The sequence below is a fragment of the Salinivibrio sharmensis genome, assembly GCF_001995985.1.
Classification (GTDB): Bacteria; Pseudomonadota; Gammaproteobacteria; order Enterobacterales; family Vibrionaceae; genus Salinivibrio; species Salinivibrio sharmensis.
The window spans coordinates 93,338-111,997 of the sequence record NZ_MUFC01000001.1; the positions used below are offsets into that span (position 1 = coordinate 93,338).

At 51.6% G+C, this 18,660-nt stretch carries 16 protein-coding genes; 3 read left to right on the plus strand and 13 right to left on the minus strand.

Features of this window, described 5'->3' with window-relative positions; translation table 11 throughout:
* Positions 1 to 12: 12 nt before the first annotated feature.
* From BZG74_RS00470 to BZG74_RS00480, 3 genes are all read right to left on the minus strand, one after another.
* Positions 13 to 501, minus strand: a complete 489-nt coding sequence (locus BZG74_RS00470; protein ID WP_077770887.1) for a low molecular weight protein-tyrosine-phosphatase — start codon at positions 499 to 501, stop codon at positions 13 to 15.
* Positions 502 to 605: 104 nt separating this feature from the next.
* The gene (locus tag BZG74_RS00475; protein ID WP_077770888.1) at positions 606 to 908 is read right to left on the minus strand and encodes a Dabb family protein; all 303 of its coding nucleotides are present in this window, start codon (positions 906 to 908) and stop codon (positions 606 to 608) included.
* A gap of 15 nt (positions 909 to 923) precedes the next feature.
* Entirely contained in the window at positions 924 to 1,670 is a 747-nt protein-coding gene (locus tag BZG74_RS00480; RefSeq protein ID WP_201247339.1) for a dienelactone hydrolase family protein, read from the minus strand.
* A gap of 110 nt (positions 1,671 to 1,780) precedes the next feature.
* Here BZG74_RS00480 and cobO point away from each other — a divergent pair, with 110 nt between their 5' ends.
* On the plus strand, positions 1,781 to 2,371 hold the full coding sequence (cobO, locus tag BZG74_RS00485; RefSeq protein ID WP_077770890.1) for a cob(I)yrinic acid a,c-diamide adenosyltransferase: 591 nt from the start codon (positions 1,781 to 1,783) through the stop codon (positions 2,369 to 2,371).
* A gap of 48 nt (positions 2,372 to 2,419) precedes the next feature.
* On the opposite strand, the gene BZG74_RS00490 is transcribed toward cobO, so the two are convergent.
* The 5 genes from BZG74_RS00490 to apbC all read right to left on the minus strand — a co-directional run bounded on the left by BZG74_RS00490 (position 2,420) and on the right by apbC (position 8,417).
* Positions 2,420 to 3,499: a metal-dependent hydrolase gene (locus tag BZG74_RS00490; RefSeq protein ID WP_077770891.1), complete on the minus strand. Its 1,080-nt coding sequence runs from the start codon at positions 3,497 to 3,499 to the stop codon at positions 2,420 to 2,422.
* 52 nt (positions 3,500 to 3,551) lie between these two features.
* Positions 3,552 to 5,690 (minus strand): AsmA family protein, encoded by a 2,139-nt coding sequence (locus BZG74_RS00495; RefSeq protein ID WP_077770892.1) that lies wholly within the window; start codon positions 5,688 to 5,690, stop codon positions 3,552 to 3,554.
* Between the two features lie 124 nt (positions 5,691 to 5,814).
* Positions 5,815 to 6,402 (minus strand): dCTP deaminase, encoded by a 588-nt coding sequence (dcd, locus tag BZG74_RS00500; protein WP_077770893.1) that lies wholly within the window; start codon positions 6,400 to 6,402, stop codon positions 5,815 to 5,817.
* Positions 6,403 to 6,512: 110 nt separating this feature from the next.
* Positions 6,513 to 7,157, minus strand: coding sequence for a uridine kinase (udk, locus tag BZG74_RS00505; protein WP_077770894.1), 645 nt, complete (start codon positions 7,155 to 7,157; stop codon positions 6,513 to 6,515).
* A gap of 141 nt (positions 7,158 to 7,298) precedes the next feature.
* Complete coding sequence (gene apbC, locus BZG74_RS00510) at positions 7,299 to 8,417, minus strand: iron-sulfur cluster carrier protein ApbC (RefSeq protein ID WP_077770895.1); 1,119 nt, start codon at positions 8,415 to 8,417, stop codon at positions 7,299 to 7,301.
* 157 nt (positions 8,418 to 8,574) lie between these two features.
* Between apbC and metG the strand changes: the two genes are divergently transcribed.
* Positions 8,575 to 10,611 carry a methionine--tRNA ligase gene (gene metG / locus BZG74_RS00515; RefSeq protein WP_077770896.1) on the plus strand — a complete coding sequence of 679 codons (2,037 nt, stop codon included), beginning with the start codon at positions 8,575 to 8,577 and terminating at the stop codon, positions 10,609 to 10,611.
* A 233-nt stretch (positions 10,612 to 10,844) separates the two neighbouring features.
* Positions 10,845 to 11,630, plus strand: coding sequence for a hypothetical protein (locus BZG74_RS00520; RefSeq protein WP_077770897.1), 786 nt, complete (start codon positions 10,845 to 10,847; stop codon positions 11,628 to 11,630).
* 43 nt (positions 11,631 to 11,673) lie between these two features.
* Here BZG74_RS00520 and serS read toward each other — a convergent pair whose 3' ends face one another.
* From serS to lrp, 5 genes are all read right to left on the minus strand, one after another.
* On the minus strand, positions 11,674 to 12,960 hold the full coding sequence (gene serS / locus BZG74_RS00525) for a serine--tRNA ligase (RefSeq protein WP_077770898.1): 1,287 nt from the start codon (positions 12,958 to 12,960) through the stop codon (positions 11,674 to 11,676).
* Between the two features lie 188 nt (positions 12,961 to 13,148).
* Positions 13,149 to 14,411, minus strand: coding sequence for a replication-associated recombination protein A (locus BZG74_RS00530; protein ID WP_316243040.1), 1,263 nt, complete (start codon positions 14,409 to 14,411; stop codon positions 13,149 to 13,151).
* Between the two features lie 71 nt (positions 14,412 to 14,482).
* Complete coding sequence (lolA, locus tag BZG74_RS00535; RefSeq protein ID WP_077771115.1) at positions 14,483 to 15,112, minus strand: outer membrane lipoprotein chaperone LolA; 630 nt, start codon at positions 15,110 to 15,112, stop codon at positions 14,483 to 14,485.
* Between the two features lie 16 nt (positions 15,113 to 15,128).
* Complete coding sequence (locus BZG74_RS00540) at positions 15,129 to 17,885, minus strand: DNA translocase FtsK (RefSeq protein WP_077771116.1); 2,757 nt, start codon at positions 17,883 to 17,885, stop codon at positions 15,129 to 15,131.
* 233 nt (positions 17,886 to 18,118) lie between these two features.
* Positions 18,119 to 18,613, minus strand: coding sequence for a leucine-responsive transcriptional regulator Lrp (gene lrp / locus BZG74_RS00545; protein ID WP_046073519.1), 495 nt, complete (start codon positions 18,611 to 18,613; stop codon positions 18,119 to 18,121).
* Positions 18,614 to 18,660 lie beyond the last annotated feature (47 nt).

Sequence of the window (18,660 nt, forward strand, 5' to 3'; positions counted from 1 at the left end):
GCACTCTCTCAACTAACGAGGCAAGAGATGCGCCTCAATATGATCCAGTACTCCATCTGCCGCTTGCTCGAGCAAATCTAACACTTGCTCAAACCCCTCAGTCCCCCCATAGTAAGGGTCTGGAATAGGGCCATCAGTGCTCTCTCCCCAGCTAAGAAACAAAGAGAGTTTATCCTGATACTCATGAGGACACTGCGCTTTCAAATCCGCTAAATTGCTCTCATCAGCAGCCAAAATCATATCGTGGCGAACAAAATCTTGCTGGCCAACCTGACGGGCGCGAATACCTTCAAACGAGTAACCTCTCGCCTGCCCGGCCGCTTGGCTACGTTTATCCGGCGGGTTACCTTGGTGATAACCTGCCGTGCCCGCCGAATCAATATCGACTGCCAAGCCTCGCGCCTGTGCGCGAGCACGTAATACGGCTTCCGCGGTGGGCGAACGACAGATGTTACCCAAGCACACCACCAAAACACTGGGCTTTTGATTATCGGTTGTCATCAGCGTCAAACCTCCTTATTGATGAACTCTCAGGTTACCAATAAGGCTAAGCGCTGCCTATAGTGGGACAGGTAATACTCAATGATTCGGCAGTGTGTCAGCCCCTATCCAAGCACGGAATAATCCACAACAATAATGTCTTCCAGGATAGGACGAAATATCGCTTTTAATGCCTCATGCTCTGGGTGCGGTAAATAGTGCTGCCGCGCGGCATCATCACGAAACGTCATCATAATCACATGGGTGTAGCCTTGATCTTTACCCTCTGGGCTGTTGTTTTCTCCCCATTCGACCGAACTCACGCCGTCAATCACACTCGGCATTGATTCAAATTTATCTTTTAATGCTTGGATCTGCTCATCGCGCGCGTTAGCGATAAAACGAACAATCAATACATGACGAATCATCTCTTTCCCCTCGAGTCATTGTTCCATCCGATCCGTTAAAAACGTTTTAAACGCCCGCCAAGACTTTTTATCGGCTTTTTCACGGTATCTCTCCGAGCCAAATACGGTAAACGCATGCGGCGCACCAGCATACACTTGCGACCAATAATCGACACCCGCCTGCTCTAGCGTTTGTATAAAGGTCGCAAAATCTTCCATGGGCACCGCTTTATCCGCCCCACCATGGGCAATAAACAGCGGCGCCATATCCTCTGAATAACCTTGGCCGTCTGGTGTGCCCAAACCGCCATGAAAGCTGGCGTAGCCACTAACAGGCATATTGCCTGGATTGCGCGCCAGCTCTAACGTTACCGTGCCACCGAAACAATAGCCTGCCACTACTGGCTGCGTCACACCTTGTGATTGCGCAGCACTCATCCCTGCTTCAATCAGTTCGCGCATTCGCACTCTGTCTTTATACAGTGCTCCCGTGGCGGCTTTTTTCGCCTCTAGACTGGTCGGTCGATTTCCAGCACCAAACATGTCCAATGCAAACGTCCGATAGCCCAAGCTTGCCAGCATATCCGCTCGTTGACGTTCGTAGCCCGTTAGCCCATCCCAGTCATGAATAATTACCACACTGCCTTTCTCAAAAGAGGCAGGTGTGGCTAGGTAGCCGGAAAATGCCTCCCCGTCTAACTGATAATCTATCTGTTTACCCGCCACAACAGGCAGCGAACATAGAGCCAACAAAGTAATAAGACCGTGTGTTCCTTTTTTCATCATAGCGTCCTTTGATTGGGACCGTCGGTTTGCGGTCAGAATATCATGGGTGGCATCCACCCTATCGTCCCTTTACTATAGACCTAAGTTAAACAAAGTTTGGAAGTCCTATGTCAGAGCAAGGCCATCAACAACGCCAACAAAAGCTGAAAGAAAAAGTCGATGCCCGAATTGATGCGGCGCAAGAAGAAAAAGGGCTATTTCTTATTATTACTGGCAACGGCAAAGGTAAATCAACCTCCGCTTTTGGCACCGTTGCACGTGCCGCTGGCCATGGTTTTAAATGCGGGGTGGCCCAGTTTATAAAAGGAACCTGGGCATGCGGTGAGCGGGACTTACTCAGTCAACATGGCGTGGATTTTCATGTGATGAGTACGGGATTTACCTGGGATACCCAAGATAAAACGGCCGACACGCAAGCGGCGCAAAAAATCTGGTCAGCATGTAAAACCATGCTTAGCGATCCAGATTACGATGTGGTCGTCTTGGACGAAATCACCTATATGATCACCTATGGCTATATTGATCTGGACGATGTCATCGCTGCGATTAGCCAACGCCCAAGTGAGCAATCGGTGCTGGTCACAGGCCGCGGTGCGCATCGTCGTCTCGTTGAAATGGCGGATACCGTATCTGAAGTTCGTAATGTCAAACATGCGTTTGATGCCGGTGTTAAAGCTCGCCAAGGCATTGACTGGTAGACGTTATCGATAGCTTACAAAACCATAATGAGCGTGTCCTGTGCACGCTCATTGCTTTGACGTGTTGCTTTTCGGTACAGATGCAGAAGATAGCGTATCAACAGGCGTGTCATTGGTTTGACACGACTGCCGACAGAGTTTGGCATCGATGGACTGATCGCCCAGCAAGCGCTGCCACATCGAGGGTAACGCCGTCTCGGGTAAAGGGCCTGGTTCAAGTTGTTGAGGCGCGACCGGCGCCCACTCCCCGTTCGTCTTTTGCTCTGCCAGCAAGAACTGGAATGGCTGATAGGCGGCCACACCAAAACGCAAGTCGGTGACAACCTGCTGCCCGTTTCGGTTTTCGAAGCGAATAAAATTGCGTGAGAAAGTACGTAGTGCGTCGAGGGTATCAGTATTGGCTAGCGGCCATTGCCCTAACGGTTGAGCCACCCAATCAATGCTCTTGTTACTATCCAGCCGTGACGCAAGCCCTTCCCAATATTGCTCCTCACCAATAATCACCACACGCCAAAGCAGTGTGTTAAAAGGCGTTGGCATAATGATGGAAGGCTGGCCTTCCAGCAACGTTCCTTGTGTTTGCTCGGCAACCCGGTTTTTTATTTGATGGAGCTGATACACCGAACTGGCCAAATAAAGGGTCGACACCATCAACCCAACCCCACATGCCTTGGCCCCCATATGGCGCCATAGTAATGCGCTGATGAGCGCAACCAGTAGAGGCACCGTATAAAGGGGATCGATAATAAACAGACTCGCCACCGCTACCGATGGCACATCGAGTGGCCAGAATAGCTTAGTGCCGTATACCGTCATTGCATCCAATAACGGATGAGTCACAAGCACGGCGAGCACCAGCGTCATCACTTGCCAGAGCGGCCACTGACGCTGCCAGCGCCACCAGCACCATGCAATGAGTGCACCGACCCAAGGCAACACAAACAACGAGTGGCTGAAGCCACGATGATTCACGGTGTTTGCCACTGGGTCGCCGTAATCAATCAATACATCCAGATCCGGTAAGGTTCCGAGGGCCGCGCCCGCCAGTAGCACTTTCGGAGAGCAGCGTTTACCCGCAACCAATCCCGCGACCGTTGCGCCCAACGCTGCTTGCGTGACAGAGTCCATAAAACGTCCTTTAATGACTTTGCATTACATAGTCTGATGCGCTGTCAGTCGATCACTGAAATAGATTAAGGAGTTTATCTGCCGTCTCTTTGACTTTATCATCATCTGCTTTATCACCCAGTAGCTTTTTCAGCCCTCGTTGCGCCTCTTTGCGGGCTTTTTCTTCCAATGCGTTATTACTGCTGAGTAGCTGCTTAATGTCTAGTTTATAGCTCGGCGATTGCCAGGTACCGGCCACCGTCACTGGGATGGTGACATCACGCAGTTCATCAATATCTTTACCGCCCTGGCCTTTACTGGTCTCGACCACCGAGGTATACACATTAAAATCGAGCGTCTCTTTCAGCAGATCGGTTTGTCCATCACTACGTACCCGAAGCGCTGGCGCTTCCAGCAGTAAGTCGGTGGTGCGTGCCATGCCGTTGCCTAAGGTAAAGCTCGCAGTGAGTGCGCTAAAGTCGGTTTTACGTACTTCATTAGCTGCGGCTGCCGACTCGCCTTTCAGCGTCGCTTTCGCCTCTCTGAGCATCTGCGCCAAGTTAATACCATTAATGGCACCATCTTCGAAGAAAATAGCGACACTGCCTTGAATCGCTTGACGCAATGCATACGGTGACAAGCCTTTGCCTTGTACATTGATATCAACGTTCCCCTTACCTTCTAATAGGTCCACTTCAGCGGCATCTTTCAATAGCGGAAGCACTTGGATCCCTCGCGCTTTTTTGCTCACCTGATAGCGCGCTGGCGTTTGGGTGGCATCTAACATTCCTTGCACAGCGACAGTCCCTTCGTAGGCTTGGGTGGTCAGCTCTGACACATCGACCTTGCCACGGTCGATGGCCACCGTCGCGCGTGTTTGCCCTAAGGTAACGTTACTCACGGTAATCCCTTTCATTGCCAGTGAGCCGGCAATATCTAGCGTCTCCAACACACTCAAATCAGGCTCTTCTTTGCTCAGTGGCGCCGCTTGCGTACTCGGGCTGGATTTATCATTAGAGCCAGATTCACTATCGTTTGCAGATTGATTAGGCGATGCCTTGTCTGTCGGTAGCAGCGTATCGAGGTTAATATGGTTGGTATTCAGCGCAAAGCGAACTTGGGGGATCTCAGTCATTTTAACTGCTACTTTGCCATCCACCACAACATCATCGTCGTTTAATCGGCTGATCAATTCACTGACCGTCAACGTTTGCTGGTTGATGTCAAACACAATATCAGCGGCTAGCGCTTGGCTAAGCGACTGGTTGGGGATAGGCTCGCCAGACACCGTCGTGAGCATGTCTAACCCCTGAACCGTGATCTTATCTTGCGTCGTTGCGATAGTTACCTGGGCTTGCCCCGAGCTTTCAACGTCGATGTCTGCGGTTTGCGCGTTGATATTAAAGCCCAACTTCGCCGCCTCACCCAGCGCCAAACGATCGAGGGTGAGGTTCGCTTGTTCTAAGGTCAGTGCACCTTGCTCGGCGGAGAGCGTCAACGCCAGTTTGCGCAGCTGGCTTTGTATCAGGTCACTAGCCAATTTCAACTCACCTTGACCTTCCAGCTCAACGCGAGCGTCATTTTGCTCGCCGCGCAACGACAGTGAAATCGGCGTCCACACATCCGTCGCCAGGTTACCCACCTCAAGATCCACATCGCGCAACGCTGTCATGGTGCCCGCTTGGTCATCTTTGACGACCACACTCGCGTTGGCCACACTGAGTCCTTGCAACGATACGTTCCACGCCTTTGCCTCGGTACTCGAGCTATCAGCGGGTGACCCTGATTGCGGCGCCGGCTCAGCTTGAGGCTCAGCCGTTGGCGATGTCGCGATGAGGTTACTCTCCCCATTACTCAGGGTTTGAATAAACACATGTGGGTCTTGCAATGTAATTTCGCCGATCTGCAAGGTTTGCGACATCAAAGGCAACACATCGACAGAGAGGCGTGCTTGAGATAAGCGCATCAAATCGGGTTCATCAAAACCGGGGCGATTTTTTATCGCGACATCCTCGATTGAAAAACCCAAACTTGGCCAAAACTGCCAAGCAATGTCGCCACCGATCACCATGTCATAGTCTGTCTGTTTTTTTACTTGCTCGACCAACAGTGGCTTAAACTGGTTAGGATTAATGGTCGCGAGCAAAGCGGCGATGCCACCCATGACGACCACCACCAAAACAGCGAGAGTAAGGGCGATTTTTTTTATCATTGCAAGATGCTCCTTGTGCGTAACAGGCGATACCACTCGCGCGAGATACTCGCATTATCGACCATGATTTCACGATCGGGTTCTACGTTAGCAAAAAAATGCGCCCGTAGGCGCATTGCAATTGTTAAGCCTTGTCTTGGCTAATGCGAGAGGCAACCGCCCCTTGCTGATTTTTATACTTGGCATTATCACGTTTGTTATAGGGCTTATCGGCAGCGCCCGACATAGGCTCAAAGCTTAACGCACCAATCGGCATACCGGGTCGTAGCGCCAAAGGCAAACGACCATTGTTATAGAACTCGAGTACAATACGGCCCGACCAGCCCGGGTCAATCCGGTGCGCGGTCACATGCACCATCAACCCCAAACGTGCCAACGACGAGCGGCCATCTAACCAGCCAACAATGTCATCAGGTAGGGTTACCGCTTCATGAGTAACGGCAAGCGCAAGCTGGCCTGGATGCAGATAAAAAGCCTCACCATCAGCAATCTCTATTTCATCACTCATCACACGTTCGAGCTGGGCATTGACCTCTTCTTTCGGGCCGGACAGATCGATAAACGCGGCGCCGTGGTCGTTGAATACACGAAACTGATTGCCCAAAGTCACGTCTGCCGTTACACCAGAAATTGACGCTTCAGCTGGACGCGGCTCAATTTTGATGCGGCCATCATCAAGGTGTTCTTTGATATGCCTGTCGCATAGTCGCATCGGCTAGTCCTCACGATTAGTAGATGGCGCGATGCGCTCAAGCACCGCTTTTTCTTGTCTCATTACGCCTAGCAATGAGAGGCTAGGTCTCTATTATCAATAAGAAAACATCAAGCTTTCAATAAGCGTGCAATATGTGCTTTTAACACATCGATCGCAATGCGGTTTTTGCCCCCGCGAGGCACGATAATGTCGGCATATTGCTTTGACGGCTCAATAAACTGCATAAACATAGGGCGGACCGTCTTCTGATACTGCTCCATCACCGAATCCATGGTGCGGCCCCGTTCGGCCACATCACGCTTCATGCGGCGCAGCAGGCAAATATCAAGGGGAGTGTCCATAAACACGCTAGCATGAATAAGGTTGCGCAGGCGTGGATCGGTTAGCAACAAGATCCCTTCCAAAATGATCACCTTTTTAGGCGTCATGGTGGTGGTTTCATCCATGCGGGTATGCTCTGAGTAGCTGTACACAGGCACATCAACAGCCTGACCCGCCGCGAGACTTTCTAGGTGCTCGCAAAGCAAGTCATGGTCTAGCGCTTGTGGATGGTCATAGTTGGTTTGTACGCGCTCTTCCATGCTGAGATGGCTTTGATCTCGGTAATATCTGTCTTCCGTGATCACGCCGATTTGATGATCGCCGACTTTTTCCTTTAATTCCTTATAAATGGTGCTAGCGATCAGGCTTTTACCGGAAGCAGAGGCACCTGCTATGCCGATAATAACGCATTGGTGGTTGTTGTCACTCATAATATGAATACCCAGAGGAAGCTTGGCGGAATCTACATAAACCGCCTGATTATAGGGAGTTGAAGCCGCTGGCGCCAGAGAAAATCACGCTTCCCTGACTGACCCGCTGCTTTAAGCCTGCGATAGCTGCACGTTGCTCAATCAGGGCGACACCGTTTGTACGCTTATTTGTTCAGGGCGCGTTTCCCCTTGCCAATACAGCTGACTGGCCACAGTCGCCGCCATTTGCCGATAGACAGCAGCATGCTCACTGTCAGGGCGCGCCACCATACTCGGTGTGCCTGCGTCTATGTCCTCACGAATCGCTACATGAAGCGGCACTTGTGCTAACACTGGCACTCCCTGTTCACGGGCCATTTTCTCCGCGCCGCCGGTACCAAAAATCGCCTCATGATGGCCGCATTGCGAACAAATGTGGTAGCTCATGTTTTCTATTACCCCGAGAACCGGCACCTGTACTTTCTCAAACATCGCCACGCCTTTAATTGCATCAGCCAGTGCGAGATCCTGTGGCGTGGTGACCACCATCGCTCCCGTCACCGGGAACTGCTGCGCCAGGCTAAGCTGAATGTCACCGGTACCTGGTGGCATATCCACAACTAAATAATCAAGTTCGGGCCAGCGGGTTTCGTTGATCAATTGGGCAAAGGCTTTCGAGGCCATCGGCCCACGCCACACGGTGGCATTATCGGCGGGCACCAGGTATCCAATTGAATTAGAGGCAATGTCATGACGCATCACAGGCTCCATCAGTTTGCCATCATGGGTTTGCGGCTCGCTGTCTTTAGCGCCCAGCATAATCGGCAGCGATGGGCCATACACATCGGCATCGACAATGCCCACTGACGCCCCTTCCGCCTGCAGTGCCAGTGCCAAATTGACCGCCGTCGTCGATTTACCCACCCCGCCTTTAGCCGAGCTCACCACTAGCAGGTTTTTCACCCCTTTGACGGGCGCCTTATCACCACTTTTTAGCGGCGCCACTCTCTGTGTCAGTTGAAACTGCTGCGCCAATGTCGTCGACTGGGCACTCAGCCACTCATTGAGCGCCTGCATCACTGACGCCGCTGCAAATGGAAACGTCACCTTAAAGCCATCTTCACTCGCGCTTACCCAATATGGTTGGCTTGCCCACTGCTCCACCAAACGTGGATGTGAAAACTGATTCAATAGACTCACTGCATCGTCCACATTGGTCAGCGGGGCGGCCGTGTCTTCTTTTTGTTTTTGTGCTTTTTTCTTTTTAGAACCAAACAACATGCATCACCATCCCATTGATTAAAATATAGTAGGCCAGACTGGCAGCGTTTAACGGATAAACAGCCTCACTCACGGCCTGCACTAGGCAAGGCATATCGTATCAGGTAAGATTTCCGCAATCATTCCATTCATATCATAAGAGCGAACAAACAAGATTATGGCTGCAACCCCACGGAAAATTCTGGTGACCTGTGCGCTACCTTATGCGAACGGCTCGATTCATTTGGGCCACATGCTCGAGCATATTCAGGCAGACGTATGGGTGCGCTATCAGCGCCTGCGTGGCAACACCACTCATTTTATTTGTGCCGATGATGCTCACGGCACCCCCATCATGTTAAAAGCGCAGCAAATGGGTGTGGAGCCAGAAGCCATGATCGCTGGCGTGCAACAAGAGCACAAAACCGATTTTGATGGCTTTGATATCAGCTTTGACAATTATCACAGCACCCACAGTGATGAGAACCGCGAGCTCGCCTCATTTATTTATACTCAGCTACGCGACAAAGGTTACATCACCAGCCGCACTATCTCTCAACTGTTTGATCCGGAAAAAGAAATGTTCTTACCGGATCGCTTTGTCAAAGGCGAGTGCCCGAAGTGCCACGCCGACGATCAATACGGTGATAACTGCGATAACTGTGGGGAAACCTATACCCCAGCGGAGTTGATTAACCCTCGTTCAGCGGTAAGCGGCGCCACGCCCGTGATGCGTGACTCTGAACACTTCTTCTTCGATTTGCCGCAATTTGAGCAAATGCTGAATGAATGGACCAAATCCGGCTCACTGCAAAATGAAATTGCCAACAAAATGAACGAGTGGTTCGAAACCGGTCTTCAGCAGTGGGATATTTCTCGCGATGCGCCCTATTTTGGTTTTGAAATCCCCGATCAGCCCGGCAAATTTTTCTACGTTTGGCTGGATGCACCTATTGGTTACATGGGGTCATTTAAAAACTACTGTGACAAGCGCGGCGACATCGACTTTGACGAATACTGGAAAGCGAATAGCGACACCGAGCTATACCACTTCATTGGCAAAGACATTGTTTATTTCCATAGTTTGTTCTGGCCCGCCATGCTCGACGGTGCTGGTTTCCGCAAGCCAAACAACGTCTTCGTGCACGGTTATGTCACCGTCAATGGCGCGAAAATGTCCAAATCGAAAGGGACATTCATTAAAGCAAGCACTTACTTAAAGCACCTTGACCCTGAGTGCCTGCGTTACTACTACGCGGCCAAACTCAACAGCCGTATTGATGATCTCGATTTAAGCTTGGATGACTTCATCCAGCGCGTGAATACCGATATCGTCAACAAAGTGGTCAACTTAGCCTCTCGCAACGCGGGTTTCATTAGCAAACGCTTTGACGGTCAACTATCAACCGTTTGCTCCGAGCCTGAGCTTTATCAGTCGTTTATTGATAAAGCCGAGCATATCGGCGAACTCTACGAAGCGCGCGAGTTTAACCGAGCGATCCGTGAGATCATTGCGCTGGCCGATAAGGCCAACCAGTACGTCGATGAGAAAGCGCCTTGGGTGATTGCCAAAGAAGAAGGGAAAGAGGCCGAGCTGCAGGCGATTTGCTCAGTGGGTATTAACTTATTCCGTGTGTTGATGACCTACCTCAAACCTGTGATGCCAAAACTGGCGGAACGTGCGGAAGGCTTTTTAAACGATACTCTCACGTGGGAAAGCATTGCGACGCCACTGACTGGCCATCAGATCACCAAGTTCAAAGCGCTATTTAATCGAATTGATCCGAAAGCGGTCGATGCCATGATTGCTGACAGCAAAGAAGATGTTGCGACCGAAGAGGCAGAAAAAGCCAAAGCGCAAGGCCCTCTGGCTGATGAGCCATTGGCTGATGAAATTGAATTCGGTGACTTTGCTAAAGTCGACCTCCGCGTTGCCAAGATCCTTGAGTGTGAAGCCGTGCCAAAAGCGGACAAACTGCTCAAATTCAAGCTTGATATTGGCGGTGAAATACGCCAGGTATTCTCTGGGATCAAGTCGGCCTACAACCCCGAAGATCTGGTGGGCAAGCACACCGTGATGGTCGCCAATTTAAAACCAAGAAAGATGAAGTTTGGCATGTCAGAAGGCATGATTTTAGCGGCCGGTCCAGGTGGTAAAGACATTTGGATTTTAGAGCCTCACGAAGGTGCACAACCTGGCATGCGCGTCATGTAACCAGACTGAAACACCTCACAAAATCAAAAGAGCCCAACTGGGCTCTTTTTTTACCTGCACGCCACCTCAGCCCTGTTATTTGCACTGGCAAGGTGCAGCCACTCCCTAACACGGTGCGTAAAACGCCCATCAGCAGGCTCCGTTCAAGGCCATACAAGGCGTGATTAACCTCTCAATTTTGGCATGCTTCATGCTCTGCTCTGTGTAAGCGGAAGCCATAGCAAGGAGAGCATATGGAGTGGTTAGTCATGATAGGGATTTTAGCACTCGGGGTTGCTAGCGTTGTCGCTGTTATCATATATCGTCAACGCCCTGACTGGCGGTTACATCAATTGCATGAGTTACGTGCTCTACTTCAGCATGCGCGCTATCTTGCCACCCAACCGCGCGTCGACCCCGATGACTATCAGTTGCTGCTTGACCAAACCCGTCAGTTACACCACTTAGCCCCCCATGGGCAAAAGCCAATGTATCGGCTGTTTTTCCATCATTTGCACGCCTTACCTCAATATGATGATGTGACTCAAGCCAAAATGAAAAACCGCGCCTTGCAGCACCTGGCGTATTTGGTGGATGAAGCTATCCCCCCGGTGTTAATTGCCTGTGGTGATGACCACACCCTCGCGTCTTACCAACAAATCTGGTATGCCGTGTTAGAGCTACTTCAAGCTCGCCAACGCTTTTCCTACGCGTCAATACAGCTAGAGAACACAACGCCCAATGCGCACCAGTCCCTAAGCTTACAACAACAAATACTCACCAAGCGCTTAGCACAACTGCGCGACCTTGAACTGGGTGACGCATTTACCGATAAGATAGACCAAGTTATTTCTCAGCTTGATGGTGTACACGCCTTGTCACTCACGCGCCGCCTAGCGCTGGCACAGCAAGTCAATGCTGTGATGCTGGATGCACTCGATATTTTTCTGGCTGCGCTGCTCGCGCGCTTTCCGACACCAGAAGATGGTATCTTCAATACATTGTCACCCATCAATGATCCACACCATACACAGCAATAAAAAAAGCCGGCGCGAGGCCGGCTTGATAGCAATATGGTGACACTTACCCAATATGGGTTTGCCCGCCCATATAGGGGCGAAGTGCTTCAGGGATCTCAATGCGCCCATCCGCTTGCTGATAGTTTTCCAAAATAGCCACCAAGGTACGACCCACCGCTAAGCCTGAACCATTCAAAGTATGCAACAGCTCAGGTTTTTTCTCCCCTTTCCGGCGGAAACGCGCCTGCATACGGCGAGCTTGGAAATCCATAGTGTTGGAGCACGATGAAATCTCACGATAAGTGTTTTGTGCTGGCAACCAGACTTCGAGATCATAGGTTTTCGCCGCGCCAAAGCCCATATCGCCGGTGCAGAGCAACACTTTGCGGTATGGCAGGTTAAGCAACTGCAATACTTTTTCTGCATCAGCAGTCAATGACTCCAATGCTTCCATTGAGTCTTCTGGCTTAACCACCTTCACCAGCTCGACTTTGTCAAATTGGTGCATGCGAATAAGGCCACGCGTATCACGCCCGTAAGAGCCTGCTTCTGAGCGGAAGCAAGGGGTGTGTGCCGTCATGCACAACGGCAAATCCGCTTCATCAACGATTTCATCACGTACCATATTGGTCAGCGGTACTTCTGCGGTTGGGATCAACGACATCCCCACCCCTTCTTCCGTTGCCGGCTTGGTGTTAAACAAATCTTCACCAAATTTCGGCAGCTGACCTGTGCCATAGAGGCTGTCCGCATTAACCAGATACGGCACATACATTTCGGTGTAACCGTGCTCGTTGGTGTGCAAGTCGAGCATAAACTGGGTCAAGGCACGGTGCATACGCGCCATCTGCCCTTTCATCACGATAAAGCGTGAACCTGACAGTTTCACCGCACTGGCGAAATCAAGACCACCGGTGAGTTCACCAAGATCGACATGATCTTTGATTTCAAACTCAAATTGACGCGGCTCGCCCCAGCGCGAAACTTCTTGGTTTTCAGACTCGTCTTTACCGCTTGGTACTTCATCGGCTGGCAAGTTTGGCACCGCCATCACCACGTCGTTCACCTTCTGTTGCAGTTCAGCCAGCTCGGCTTTTGCAGCGTCCAGTTGGTCACCTAAGTTCGCGACTTCTGCTAGTAGTGGCGCAATATCCTCACCCTTCGCTTTAGCCTGGCCAATGGACTTCGATCGGGAGTTACGCTCTGCTTGCAATTGTTCGGTACGAATCTGCAGGGATTTACGTTGTTCCTCGAGTTCACGCATAGCGTCAACATCGAGCGTAAAGCCACGACGAGCGAGTTTTTGAGCCGTTTCTTCCAGCTCAGTTCGAAGTAATTTGGAATCCAGCATGCTAATCCTGTGCTTTTCGGGTTGATTAGTTGATTATCTCTTGTCATCACGATTTGAAGACAAGCTGCGATCGTGCGTATTGTATAACGCGATTGGCCGAGGGTGACCGTGGATGTCACCACTACTAGGCGACTGCGCCTCCATGGTGCCGCCGCACTCTAAACCTTACCCAAAAAGGGTGAAGTTGCCTAGCGCTTTTGCGGGCTTTTTGCGTCCAGCTCGTCCAGAAAGGCGAGCTTTTCAGCGATTTTAATTTCTAGCCCGCGATTAACGGGCTGGTAATAACGCACATCACCGACTTCATCGGGTAAATAACGCTCACCGGCGGCGTAGGCATTGGGTTCATCATGGGCATAGCGATAGCCATCACCGTGTCCCAGTTGCTCCATCAATGCGGTTGGTGCATTACGAAGGTGCATAGGCACGGGAGCGTTGGCCGTGTCTTTCGCATCGCGTAACGCTTGTTTCCATGCGGTATAAACCGCATTACTTTTAGGGGCGCTGGCCAAATACACCGCCGCTTGGGCAATGGCGCGCTCTCCTTCTGCTGGCCCCACGCGGGTAAAGCAGTCCCAGGCGTTCAGCGCGACCTGCATCGCGCGTGGATCGGCATTACCGACATCCTCCGAAGCGATCGCAAGTAGTCGCCTTGCGACATAGAGTGGGTCGCCTCCTGCACTGACAATCCGTGCGTACCAATACAATGCTCCATCAGGGCTCGAACCGCGCACCGATTTGTGAAACGCAGAAATCAAGTCGTACCACGCATCCCCCTGCTTATCGAACTGCGCCACTTTTTCGCCGGCTACGTCTTTAAGCATCGACATCGTGACTTGGCTATCGGCCATGTCTGCCAACATTTCCAACAGGTTTAACGCCATACGTGCATCACCACTGCACGCCGCCGTCAATGCCGGTTTAACCCCTTCCTCAAACGTCAAGGACTGCTCACCAAGCCCACGTTGTGCGTCGGCGAGCGCTTGATCAATCACCGCTTCCAAATCGCTCTCGTCAAGGCTGGTTAGTCGGTATACTCGGGCACGCGATAGCAAGGCGTTATTAAGCTCAAACGAGGGGTTTTCCGTGGTGGCACCAATAAACGTGACAGTCCCTGCTTCCACATGGGGCAAAAACGCATCCTGCTGGCTTTTGTTGAAGCGGTGCACTTCATCGACAAACAGGACGGTGCGAACACCCGCTTGCTTGTTTTGCTCTGCGCGTCCAATCGCCTCTCGGATCTCCTTGACGCCAGACGTCACGGCCGAGATTTGTTCCAACTCTGCGTTGGCTTGGCGCGCGGCAATATCGGCAAGAGTGGTTTTACCGGTGCCCGGCGGACCCCAAAAAATCATCGAGTGGAGGGAGCCAGACTCAATTGCTCGGCGAAGCGGTTTACCCTCAGCGAGAAGGTGACGCTGACCGATGTACTGATCAAGCGTGAGTGGCCGCATGCGTGCGGCCAGTGGGCGAAAATCATCTGCAAAGTCAAGCGGTAAGGTCGACACAGTCACCTCCGAGGCAATTATCTTGGTTGGCGCTGATCGTCGACCATCACTGCGTCTGGTGGCGTAAACGAAAACAGGTCTGACGCCGGTGCTTGTCGGCTAAATTGGCTCAGCGAGAACTGGCTCTGTTGCCCATCTTGCTCAACCACGGTAAAGCCGGTCAAGGTACCATCCGGTTTCACCGTGACTTCAAATTCGCCAATCGTGCCTGTGGTTTTTGGCGTTAAGGTAAAGGTATCAGCCTCTTGGGTGATTTGATACGCCTGCCAATCACTGGGCTGATTGCGTGTCAGTAGGACAAACGGCGTTTGTGCCGTGGCATCCTCCAACCACATCGCGGTCACTTGCTCAACAAACGGGCTGTAGTACCAGAGCGTTTCGCCATCGGAAATCATGATGGTTTCGTCGGGTGAGGTCGTGGTCCAGTTAAACAAGTTTGGCCGCTCAATTGCCAAACGCCCTTTGGCTTGATGAATTACCTCCCCTTCTGGACTTTGTACAGTTTGCGAGAACTGGGCACTGAACGCATCCACTTTGTTCAATCTTTCCATTAAATGCTGTTGCGCCTGCGTTTGTGCGTGCGCCGTGAATGCAACAACTAGCGATATCAATGCCACTACGTGGCGGACAGCAGAAAATCGAGTCATGAAACCTTCCATTCGATCAATCTTTGGGTGGCGGTGGCGCGATAACTTCGCGGTTGCCATTGTGGCCTGGTGAGCTTACGACACCGTGTGCTTCCAGTTGTTCCACGATCCGCGCCGCCCGGTTGTAGCCAATTTTGAATCGTCGCTGGACGCCAGAAACAGACCCTCGGCGGCTTTCGGTGACAAATTCAACCACTTGGTCAAAAAGCTGGTCTAGCTCCTCACCATCTCCCCCAGAGGGCGCCTCACCCGGCAACAAGCTATCGGAGCCTTGATCCCCTTTGGTAATTTCATCCAGATATTGCGGCTTACCGCGCGCTTTCCAATTGTTAACCACGCGATGCACTTCTTCATCGCTCACAAAGGCACCATGAACACGAATCGGGTGGTTGGAGCCATTAGGCATAAAGAGCATATCGCCCATCCCCAGTAACGACTCTGCGCCACCTTGGTCAAGAATGGTGCGTGAATCCGTTTTGGTCGATACCGTAAACGCCATCCGGGTTGGAATGTTGGCTTTGATTAAGCCTGTGATCACATCGACGGACGGACGCTGGGTGGCGAGCACCAGATGAATACCTGCGGCTCGAGCCTTTTGCGCGAGGCGTGCAATCAACTCTTCCACTTTTTTGCCCACCACCATCATCAGATCGGAAAATTCATCCACGACCACCACAATATAAGGCAGCTTTTCCAGCTTAGGCGCTGACTCATCCATCGAATCACCTGGCTTCCAAAGCGGATCGGGAATGGGGTTATTCGCCGCTTCAGCCGCTTTTACTTTCTCGTTAAAGCCTTTTAGGTTCCGCACCCCAAGCGCCGACATCAGCTTGTAACGACGCTCCATCTCACCAACACACCAACGCAGGGCATTGCCGGCATCTTTCATGTCGGTCACCACCTCGGTTAACAGGTGTGGGATCCCCTCATACACCGAGAGCTCGAGCATTTTCGGATCGATCATGATAAAGCGTACATCCTCCGGTGAGGCTTTATACAGCATGCTCACCAACATGACGTTCACGCCCACCGACTTACCTGAGCCTGTGGTACCGGCCACCAGCATGTGTGGCGCCTTACCCAAGTCGGTGATAATCGCTTCACCCGCAATATCGTTCCCCAGCACCACCGAAATAGGCGAGTGGCTATTCTTAAACCGCTCACTGCCAATCACTTCCGACATAAACACCGTCTCTCGGTGCTCATTGGGGAGCTCAAGACCAATGTAGGGCTTGCCTGGGATCACTTCGACCACACGCACAGCGGTGGTCGATAAGGCCCGCGCTAGGTCTTTCGACAAGCCCGAAATCCGCGAAACTTTGACCCCAGGCGCGAGATCGAGCTCAAAACGCGTGATCACCGGGCCTGGGTATACCCCAACCACGCGTGCCTGAACTTTAAAATCTTCTAATCGTGCTTCAACCAAGCGGGCAATCTTCTCGAGCTCTTCACGCGTGGCCTGCTCTGCGGTATGGCGAGCGGGGTCAAGCAGATCGATGGTCGGGAAAGGCTCAGCCGGCTTGGGAAGATCCGGCTCATCTTTGACTAAGAACGGATGATCCAGTCCAGCAGCCTGCTGCTGATTTTTTTGCGCTTGGCGAATGGTTTCTTGGAACGGGTCGTCATCCTCACCCGCGCCACTGTTCGCTTGTTCTGCACGCTCAAGCTCGGACAGCCCATCTTGATTGCCATAAGTTGTGTCGGCGTGGAGAGACGATGAGGCTAAAGGCTCTTCGTCCACTTGCAAGCGGTCACTTGTTTGCGCAGTGGAGGCGTTGGTTTCTTCTGTTTCATCGACCTTAACATGCGATGATGAAAAAGAAGGCGCTTCGTGCTCGATGGCGATATCCCACTGCCCTAATGTCGGCTCACTGGATTGCCCACTTTCATCGGCCACTGATACCGCATTGTCTGCCGATGTATCATCGTCCGCTGGTATATCGGTCGCGGTGCGCGCTTGACCACCAAAGACAATCGGTGATTCGGCCTGTTCGGACTGACTCTCACTCTTATCATCCATCGCGGCTTTATCGGGTGCGGACGGCGTCAGGCGGCGTAAGTCACTGAGCTCCATCGGCTCAGAGGTTTGGGTTTCCACATCTGGAGTCTCCGACTCTGCCGGGACGCCCAGTTCTGCCGGCCTATCGCCACGGATACGGTTCACCGCCCAAGTGACTGCGTTGAGTGTCACCGCACCAAGGTTATCGACAATGGTTAACCACGAGATACCGCTAAAAAGCGTAAAACCGGCTGCCCATCCAAATAACATCACCAAGGTGGTACCCAACACATTAAATAACGGTAGCGCCAAGCTATTGGTCACATCACCCATGACGCCGCCAGACGAAAAATGCCAAAAGTCGTCAAAGTTCAGATCCGCCAGTGAGCAGCTGGTGAGAAACAAAGTAAACAACCCGAGAATACGCGCGCCAATAATGGTGTAATTAATGGGTTCGTCGTCACCACGGCGACGTAAAAACACCCAACCACCCAGGATAACAGCCGGAGGTAAGGGGTAAGCCAAAATACCGAAAGAGAAGAACAGGCTATCGGCTATCCACGCGCCCATGGCGCCTGCTGCATTGTGAACATCACCATGCCAAGCAGTTTGCGACCAAGACGGGTCGGCTGGATTAAAAGACAATAACGCCACCGTGGCAAACACGGCAGCCGCGAGTACCAAGATAAACCCACACTCTTTTAACCGCTGAACACCATCTAAACGCGCTTTGGAACGAGCTGCTTTGGGCTCCCGACGTAAAGAAAACTCCATCATCACCTGTTTAATACCGTTCTTGAACCGCATTCCTCATCCTATTTTGAGGCTTGCTCATATTGTCCTGACTTTACCACATTCATGCCATGAGGGCAGGCATGATGCCTGCTTACGCTAAATCTTTACCGAGATATCACACAATCCTCAGTGATCCGTGCAAAAAATAAGCCGAGCACAATGCTCGGCTTGCATTCTGAGAGGAGGTGTACCGCCCTCCTTTAAACCACCGGCTATCGCGTATGAATAACCAGGTGATTGCTTTGCTTGACCTCTTCCATTACCACATAAGTGCGCGTGTCATTCACACCGGGCAAACGCAGCAAAGTTTCACCCAATAACTTGCGATATGCCGACATATCCGCTACTCGTGTTTTAAGCAGGTAGTCAAAATCCCCTGACACCAACGAGCACTCTTGAATGTCCTCAAGCGTTTGCACGGCTTTGTTAAATTGTTCGAACACATCAGGTGCACCGCGGTTGAGTGTGATTTCGACAAACACCAACAGTGATGCATCCAAATACTGGGGGTTAAGCAGTGCTGTATAGCCAAGGATATAGCCTTGACGCTCAAGACGTCGTACACGCTCTAGACAGGGGGTTGGAGAAAGACCGACACGTTTTGATAACTCAACGTTAGAGACTCGCCCATCCTTTTGGAGCTCGTTCAGGATGTTGCGGTCAATGCGGTCCAATTCCTTGGAGGGCTTTTTTTTGGTATCTACCATTTTTTATTCCACCTTGTTACTTCCTTGCAAAAAGATATACCAAATTT

Excerpts from the sequence above, each read along its gene's own strand:
- BZG74_RS00470 (WP_077770887.1), bottom strand. The coding sequence starts at position 501 with ATGACAACCGATAATCAAAAGCCCAGTGTTTTGGTGGTGTGCTTGGGT.
- cobO (WP_077770890.1), top strand. The coding sequence starts at position 1,781 with ATGTCAGAGCAAGGCCATCAACAACGCCAACAAAAGCTGAAAGAAAAA.
- BZG74_RS00475 (WP_077770888.1), bottom strand. The coding sequence starts at position 908 with ATGATTCGTCATGTATTGATTGTTCGTTTTATCGCTAACGCGCGCGAT.
- metG (WP_077770896.1), top strand. The coding sequence starts at position 8,575 with ATGGCTGCAACCCCACGGAAAATTCTGGTGACCTGTGCGCTACCTTAT.
- BZG74_RS00540 (WP_077771116.1), bottom strand. The coding sequence starts at position 17,885 with ATGGAGTTTTCTTTACGTCGGGAGCCCAAAGCAGCTCGTTCCAAAGCG.
- dcd (WP_077770893.1), bottom strand. The coding sequence starts at position 6,402 with ATGCGACTATGCGACAGGCATATCAAAGAACACCTTGATGATGGCCGC.
- BZG74_RS00495 (WP_077770892.1), bottom strand. The coding sequence starts at position 5,690 with ATGATAAAAAAAATCGCCCTTACTCTCGCTGTTTTGGTGGTGGTCGTC.
- apbC (WP_077770895.1), bottom strand. The coding sequence starts at position 8,417 with ATGTTGTTTGGTTCTAAAAAGAAAAAAGCACAAAAACAAAAAGAAGAC.
- udk (WP_077770894.1), bottom strand. The coding sequence starts at position 7,157 with ATGAGTGACAACAACCACCAATGCGTTATTATCGGCATAGCAGGTGCC.
- BZG74_RS00520 (WP_077770897.1), top strand. The coding sequence starts at position 10,845 with ATGGAGTGGTTAGTCATGATAGGGATTTTAGCACTCGGGGTTGCTAGC.
- lrp (WP_046073519.1), bottom strand. The coding sequence starts at position 18,613 with ATGGTAGATACCAAAAAAAAGCCCTCCAAGGAATTGGACCGCATTGAC.
- BZG74_RS00480 (WP_201247339.1), bottom strand. The coding sequence starts at position 1,670 with ATGAAAAAAGGAACACACGGTCTTATTACTTTGTTGGCTCTATGTTCG.
- serS (WP_077770898.1), bottom strand. The coding sequence starts at position 12,960 with ATGCTGGATTCCAAATTACTTCGAACTGAGCTGGAAGAAACGGCTCAA.
- BZG74_RS00530 (WP_316243040.1), bottom strand. The coding sequence starts at position 14,411 with ATGCGGCCACTCACGCTTGATCAGTACATCGGTCAGCGTCACCTTCTC.
- lolA (WP_077771115.1), bottom strand. The coding sequence starts at position 15,112 with ATGACTCGATTTTCTGCTGTCCGCCACGTAGTGGCATTGATATCGCTA.
- BZG74_RS00490 (WP_077770891.1), bottom strand. The coding sequence starts at position 3,499 with ATGGACTCTGTCACGCAAGCAGCGTTGGGCGCAACGGTCGCGGGATTG.